Source organism: Xenorhabdus littoralis, assembly GCF_033949345.1.
Taxonomy (GTDB): domain Bacteria; phylum Pseudomonadota; class Gammaproteobacteria; order Enterobacterales; family Enterobacteriaceae; genus Xenorhabdus; species Xenorhabdus littoralis.
The window spans coordinates 1-6,551 of record NZ_VCDP01000142.1 but is presented as its reverse complement, the minus strand read 5'-3'; the positions used below and the strand labels follow the sequence as shown (position 1 = coordinate 6,551).

The 6,551-nt window shown below is 51.5% G+C and carries 8 protein-coding genes; all 8 read right to left on the bottom strand.

All coding sequences use genetic code 11. From position 1 onward, the window contains the following. Positions 1-377: 377 nt before the first annotated feature. The 8 genes from FE394_RS18650 to FE394_RS18615 all read right to left on the bottom strand — a co-directional run bounded on the left by FE394_RS18650 (position 378) and on the right by FE394_RS18615 (position 6,444). Positions 378-1,385, bottom strand: coding sequence for a tyrosine-type recombinase/integrase (locus FE394_RS18650; protein ID WP_319927829.1), 1,008 nt, complete (start codon positions 1,383-1,385; stop codon positions 378-380). 209 nt (positions 1,386-1,594) lie between these two features. Further along, positions 1,595-2,488, bottom strand: coding sequence for a TraI domain-containing protein (locus tag FE394_RS18645; protein WP_319927828.1), 894 nt, complete (start codon positions 2,486-2,488; stop codon positions 1,595-1,597). Between the two features lie 223 nt (positions 2,489-2,711). Next, positions 2,712-3,398, bottom strand: a complete 687-nt coding sequence (locus tag FE394_RS18640) for an N-6 DNA methylase (RefSeq protein WP_319927827.1) — start codon at positions 3,396-3,398, stop codon at positions 2,712-2,714. 118 nt (positions 3,399-3,516) lie between these two features. Further along, a complete protein-coding gene (locus FE394_RS18635) occupies positions 3,517-4,440 on the bottom strand; it encodes a DUF1281 domain-containing protein (RefSeq protein ID WP_319927826.1) in 924 nt (307 codons plus the stop codon). Between the two features lie 104 nt (positions 4,441-4,544). After that, positions 4,545-4,838 (bottom strand): TA system toxin CbtA family protein, encoded by a 294-nt coding sequence (locus FE394_RS18630; protein WP_319927825.1) that lies wholly within the window; start codon positions 4,836-4,838, stop codon positions 4,545-4,547. 17 nt (positions 4,839-4,855) lie between these two features. Then, positions 4,856-5,389 carry a hypothetical protein gene (locus FE394_RS18625; RefSeq protein ID WP_319927824.1) on the bottom strand — a complete coding sequence of 178 codons (534 nt, stop codon included), beginning with the start codon at positions 5,387-5,389 and terminating at the stop codon, positions 4,856-4,858. 130 nt (positions 5,390-5,519) lie between these two features. Beyond that, complete coding sequence (locus FE394_RS18620) at positions 5,520-5,984, bottom strand: antirestriction protein (protein WP_319927823.1); 465 nt, start codon at positions 5,982-5,984, stop codon at positions 5,520-5,522. Between the two features lie 331 nt (positions 5,985-6,315). Beyond that, a complete protein-coding gene (locus FE394_RS18615) occupies positions 6,316-6,444 on the bottom strand; it encodes a hypothetical protein (protein WP_319927822.1) in 129 nt (42 codons plus the stop codon). Positions 6,445-6,551: the final 107 nt, after the last annotated feature.

The following is a 6,551-nucleotide window of genomic DNA, read 5'->3' as shown; positions in this document are numbered from 1 at the left end:
ATTCCGAGTCCGGGCACCAATTTTAAAACTCATTTGTTGAAGTGATATCAATGACTTAACAGGTGAGTCAGAAATAAGTGCTGTTAAGCAAATGTTAATGAATATAATCTATTACTTTGCGTAAGTTAATAAACTAAAAACAGCTACTCTATACGAAGTCAGGTGAACACAGTTGTGCTCACCTTTTTACGTTTAAAGTAATGATTTCAGTAATTGATTCTGATGTCAAGTCAGGTGATGTTCAGAAGTGCTCTTTGAGCACACTTACCAGTTTCTCCGTTTTGTGTCTCCACCTCCAAACTATCCCTTAATCCAGTGACACAGTCAGGGCAATCCCGCTGATATCCTGCCCTGTTTTTTTACCTCACGTTAACGGATTACACAGCAAGATCCAGATAAAACGCCAGTTCATTCGCCAGGGTTTTACCCGCAATTTCCATATCGATATCAATATACTCCATCGTGGTCGCCACACTGCGGTGTCCCAGCAAACACCTGACCAGCTGCAAATTACGGTCGGGTGCCTTCATCAGCTCGGTCGCCAGCGTATGACGGAAACGGTGAGGAGAGACGGCAAAACCACACTCTTTCGACAGGCGGTTAAAGAAAGAACGAAGATGCTGCTTTTCTCTGTCATGATTATACTGATAACTGACATGGCGTCCGTGATGACGAAAACGCAGGCGGGTTAAATCAAACAGCGGATCATTCTCTTTCGCCCCACAGGCTTTTGCCTGTTCAACCAGCTGCACCAGCCGGGGTTTCAGCTGCGGGATCATCGGCACCCGCCACTCACTGTGGTTTTTACTGCCTTCCACACGCAACTCAATGTAACTGTTGTCCAGATTAATATCCCGTAACCGCAGATGCAACAGCTGGTTCAGGCGCATGCCCGTCAGCCGGAAAGTATCCAATACAGTCAGCCAATACCCTGTCGGGTATAAGGCACAGCGTCCGCCCCGTGGGGAAGTCTGTAAACATTCTTCCTCCTCATACTGCTGCATCCGCAGGTAAATCCCGGTTATCTGAGCCTTACTCAGGGTTTTCTTTTGTTTCTTCTCTTTTTTGACTGACGCGTCGTTAAACGGATTTTTGGGGTGTGACAACAGTTTTCTTTCCATGCCGAAATTAAAAATAGCCCGCAGGTGTGCCACCTTATTGTTCCACGTATACCGAGACTGATTTTTTTCCATCAGCAGATGACGTCGCCAGCGCAGGACATCCCGGTGAGTCACGCTCTCCGGCGACTCAGTTTCCCCCAGATACCGGATAAAGACCCGCACTACCTTGCGATAACTCCATTCAGTTGCCGGCCGTAACATCCGTGAGAAAAAATACTCGTCCAGCAACGCATCCCAGCCCATTGTTTCCTCATTATTTAACATATTATTGTTTCCTTGGTGTGTAATATTGTGTCCCGGGACAGAAACGTCCCGTTAATAAACTGCAAATTAATTAACCCGTTAAATTATTTTATTTTTCATATAGTGACCTTTTATACATTGCGGAAACAAGGCATTCCGGCGCTGATGCGGCGCGTTTGGATAATTTCAAATCGTTATCGTTACCATTTGTATTATTTCTCATCAGAATTTCATTCCTCCGCCTGAAACAATGACAGTAATGTCCGGGTATCATCGGCAGTGTCGGGCGCAGAAGCTGTTCCCGCTGTGACAAGCGGAATAACCGGATCGGGTTTTGGTGATGACGGTCTGGTATCGGTAGCCGGTTCAGAAGATTCAACGGGATTCAGCAGTGGTGACTGCACCTGCTCAGCGGCAGACTGAAGCAGTGAGTCCGTCAACGGGACAGAAGACGGATGTCCGCCAAGATGCAACATCAGGCACTGCCACACACCGGGCACTAAAGACAGCCAGGTCAATGCTTCCTCCGGTAACAAACGGGCAGCCAGCAGCGTTTTATAAAGAACAGGCAGCTCAGGCCCCGGTGCCTGAAACCGGAAGCGGAAACGACGCTCAGGTATCCACAATCCCGGCTGCCAGTGATGCCCGTCTTCCAGTTCACCTTCCAGTTGCTGCAACAGCGGCAGGTGGTAAAACAGCGCCGCCCAGAATACCACCGCCTGCCACAGCAGACTTTGTGCGGCCTGTGTTTCCGGCGCCACCCCCGGAGGCAGCATATGCCCTTTTGCCAGCCGCACGGCACAGGCAGTAAATTGCAGGGTCAGATCGATAAATCCGCCGCGATAAGACCAGACGCCCTCTTGTGTCGCGGGAACATGCTGCACACGGGCGCATAATTGCCGGAGCGGATCCAGATAGAATTGCTGATACAATCCGGCAGGCAGGGCACTGTTTTCCCACAGTTGCCGGAGATACCGGCGACGCTCTGCGGTTGCCAGCAGCGCCTCTGCTGACTGTGGACGGAAATAACCTCCGGCATCGCGTACACTTTCAGGTGCTTGCCCGGGCGCTTTTTGTGACGGGGAAGGGTCACGGGTAAAACGGGATTTAAAACGCTGAAACATGGTTTTTCCTCTTTTGGTTCAGATTTGGCTCAGTGTCGGTGAATCCCGGCCGGAAACAAGGAACAACTCTTTTTGCGGAAATGAAAATTAAACTGACCCGGTTCATCCCCTGACTGACTGACAAAATCAGCTTAATTTTCACCCTAACCATTTGTATTAACTCAATTTAAAAATAAAAAAAAGCGCCCCGAAAGGCGCAATCGTCATCGTTGAAAAAATGCGTTCAGGCGGCGATAAGCTCCGCCGCCCGCAAACGCTGAGACCAGTTGCCCAGATAATGGGCGGGCGTGTAACGGGTTCGCTTGTCACCGCCATCATGCAGGGCGTTACCGATGGTGACGGCGGCCGGAATACCGGTCAGCGAGAACTGGATATAGGCCATCACCGCCGCCAGCGGGTCAATATCAATCGCATGAACCCACAGGCTGCACAACGGATCGTGCCCCAGCTCCCGCAACACATCGGCAGCGGCCAGCGTAATACAGCCCGAACCCACACACGGCTCGCACAGCGTGACAAACGGTTGTGTCTGCAACAGCCCGGCAGCATCATGCAACTGCATCTGTGCCATCATTCTGGCCACACTCCAGGGGGTAAAGAACTGCTGAAGATCTTTATCACCCAGCTCCAGTCGCATAAACACACTGCCGAGAAAATCACCCGGTTCCTGCGCCAGTCCGAGTACCACATGGGAGAACAGCTGAACAATCCGGTCAACATCGGCCCGTTCGTACTTGTTAATGGTTTTCAGGTAATACTGCTCCAGCTCCTCACTGAAACAGTGTTTATTGTGGATCGCTGCCATGGCACAGTTGCAAAAATCCCGGAAGACCTGATAACGGGTATGATAACGTGCCGTTTGCTTAAACAGCGAAATGAATTCTTTCTGATGATCGGTTCGGGATGCCATTGCGTATTTTCCTTGCAAAACAAAAAGTGAAAAAGGAAAACACGCCCCGAAAAGGGAACAGGTTCCCCTTTCGGTTGACGTGGTCAGTTCGTATAAAATGATTCAGTGAAACAGCCGGTTACTGTCCGACCGCGATAGCCGGCAGGGCCAGCGCCGTTTCCGCCTGCTCACCGGTGACCAGATAGAGCGCCGGCCGGTTTTCCCGGCCTGACTGCCCGTGACCGCTGTCCACGTGCTCGCCCTGATCATAGCAATCATAGCCTTTGAAGCTTCCTGACGCTTCGCTGTACCAGTGGCGGATTTCACAGTCAAACATCGCGGACAACTCCCCCATCAGCTCCGCTGAAGGCGGTGCCCAGGGGGAATCAAACCGCACGGTTAAGCTGCTGACATTCCGGCGCTCCCAGCGGACATGGTGGCCAAACGGCCATTCCATCCCGTATTGTTCCCCGTAAAACTGCGCCGTCGTGGGAATACCTTTCAGCAGGGTGCTGTTACCGTTGATTTCGGTCGCCAGATTCGTTGACATAATCATCAGCATGTCACAGGGCTGGGCCGCCTGCGGGTACGCATTCAGCTTATCCCAGCACGCCCCGATATCGGGTGTGTCAGACCAGCCCACCATGCCGAACCAGTCGGTATACTGGCGGGTCAGCAGACGGGCGATAATGTCACGCGCTGCTTCCGGCACTTTGTCCCAGGACATCAGGCTGAGACCGGACTGCCGGTACAGGTTATCAATGCGTTTGATATTGTCATTATTCAACGGCACATTATGCTGCAACAACAGCAGCCACTGCTCAAACGCCAGATGTTGCGCGGTCGGAGCCGCCGTGCCGCGGACTAACGCTGGGTACGGGGTGTAGATTTGCGGTTTGGTCGGTTTCAGTATCCCCGCACAGCCGGCCAGAAACAGGCGCAGGCTTTGCAACACCGCCTGACGGTAACGGGGGACCTCTTCACCACAGACCCATTGCTGCATTACATCGAGACAAACGGATTTGCCGGTGATTTCCAGTTGATTGGTGCACCATTCTGCCATGTTGATTTTCCTCATTTTTAAAACGCTTCAGATAAAAAGGAGGAACCGCCCCGTCAGAGAGACCGGTTCCCCCGATGGGTCAGATAAAAAACAAAAAGCGCAGGTTAGTTGATATCCCGCAACAGGCTTTCAAGGCTGTCGTGATGAAAAAAGACGTCCCACTCATCACGCATGCGCAGGTAAGGCGTACCGGGCAGCATCGTCCCGCAGTCCAGCCGGGTTAAATCGTATTTATCGACGATATCGTTAATGGCCTGATAAGGCCGGATACCTTGTTGCATGACATACGCCACGGTGTCGCGCTCACACAATACGGTATCATTCAGGCTGAGACCAAAGTGGCGTTTCAGTAAACAGGCCGCGATGACCTGCCAGACTGTTAATTTCAAGGGTTCCATGACGGCTCCTTAACCGGCTAAGCCGTCACGGACGCATGATGCCGGAGGATATCGGTCACCTCACGGCATTGCTGATAACGGGATGACACCAAATGCAGCGATAACCGGTGCGCTTTCTGCCACAACACCCGGGCCATCCGGTAATTTTCCCAGCCCTGTTCAAATACGGCATTATTGCACAGCCGTTGCCGCTGTTTTTCCAGTGACAGGCGTTCCGAAGCCAGTGTGACAGGCTGTGCCCAGACAATGTCGCTATCGATATGCCCGCCGAGCACTTTTCTTCCCTGGCGGTCATAAATCATCACCGTCTGCGGGATAAAATGCGGTAACGTGTCCGGTTGCCCGATTTCCCAGACAGGCCAGTCCCCCAACAGATGAATGACTTTCAGCTTCTGCACCGCTTCCGTAATGGTAGCGGCGCTGCAAACGGACACGGTTTCCTCACGCAGCGGGAGCGCTTCCCCTGCTGCCGGGTTCGGGTATTCAGACAGGCCGGTGACCTGCACGGTAAAAGCAGTTTCTTCTGCCACGGGTAAAAAAATCGGATCCACGGTGTTATTCCTTGATTTGACGTCAATAAAAAAACACCCGCCCGGTTTCGGGAAGGTGTTTTCGGCTCCCCGGTCAGGCGCTTAAGAAAAATAGAAAAGTTAACAGTCGCATAATAAATATGCTGATAAGTCAGTTAGAGTTATTATTTGTATTGCGGGTCAGTGATGCCTCAGACTCTTCATTAAAGGCACCGATATCCAGTATCCGGTGTATCAGGTCTTTCTCCGGATGTTGCAACGCGTATTTCCGCAGTTCACCGTACCGGTAAACCTCTTCATCCCGTTCATCAATCACCACGAGATGGGCAAAAACCGCTATCGTCACCACCAGCCCAAACGCATCCGCAGAGAGCGTGACTGTCAGACTTTTGCCCGGCAGGTACACCGCATAGTTTTCTGCTGCGGTGGGCACCATATAGGTCAGCGGCTCAGACATCCCCCGCTTTTCCCACTGCTCATACCGGCAATCACTACATAACTGCATGGCGGTCCGGGTAAGCAGAAAACTCAGGCACATCCGCTCCAGCGGGGTTCTGTGGGGAAACGTGGCGGACAGCGAAAGGCTGTTCAGCATGGTAAGTACATCTTTTGACATGATATTCTCCGATAAAAAAGACGGAGAACACCTTGCCCGACGGGAAACGTGTTCCCCGTCCGGGTGACTGGCCGGTTGGCCATGATGGATAAGATTAAGAAACCTTCATCGCCATCAGGACTGACGATATCTGCTTCCAAAGGTGCGCAGATGTACCACACGATAGTGCACTCCCTTACAGGCTACAGGAGTGTTGCTGTCGCTGCCCGAAGGTGATCCTCACAAGCGACCGGATCATATATAAACTTTTCCACGCTAATAAACAGAAATCATAAGGTCAATGGGTAATTCATTTTCCGGGACAGAAAATAATATCAGAATATCGATACCCTTATTCTCTCTCGCTATTCTGGTAATACACCTGCCGGATATAGCGTCCCCGCCATAGCCATGCCCTAAATCCATCGACACCCGTCCGGTACTTCTGACCACGTATAAATACAGATACGCTTCTTATCACGAAACACGTTTCAGGCAGCGCCCCGAACAGCCCCCTTCACTTGCTGTCTCTTGATCTCTAAAATGTGACCAAGAGACAGCAAGTGAAGGGGGCTGGGATATCTAAAA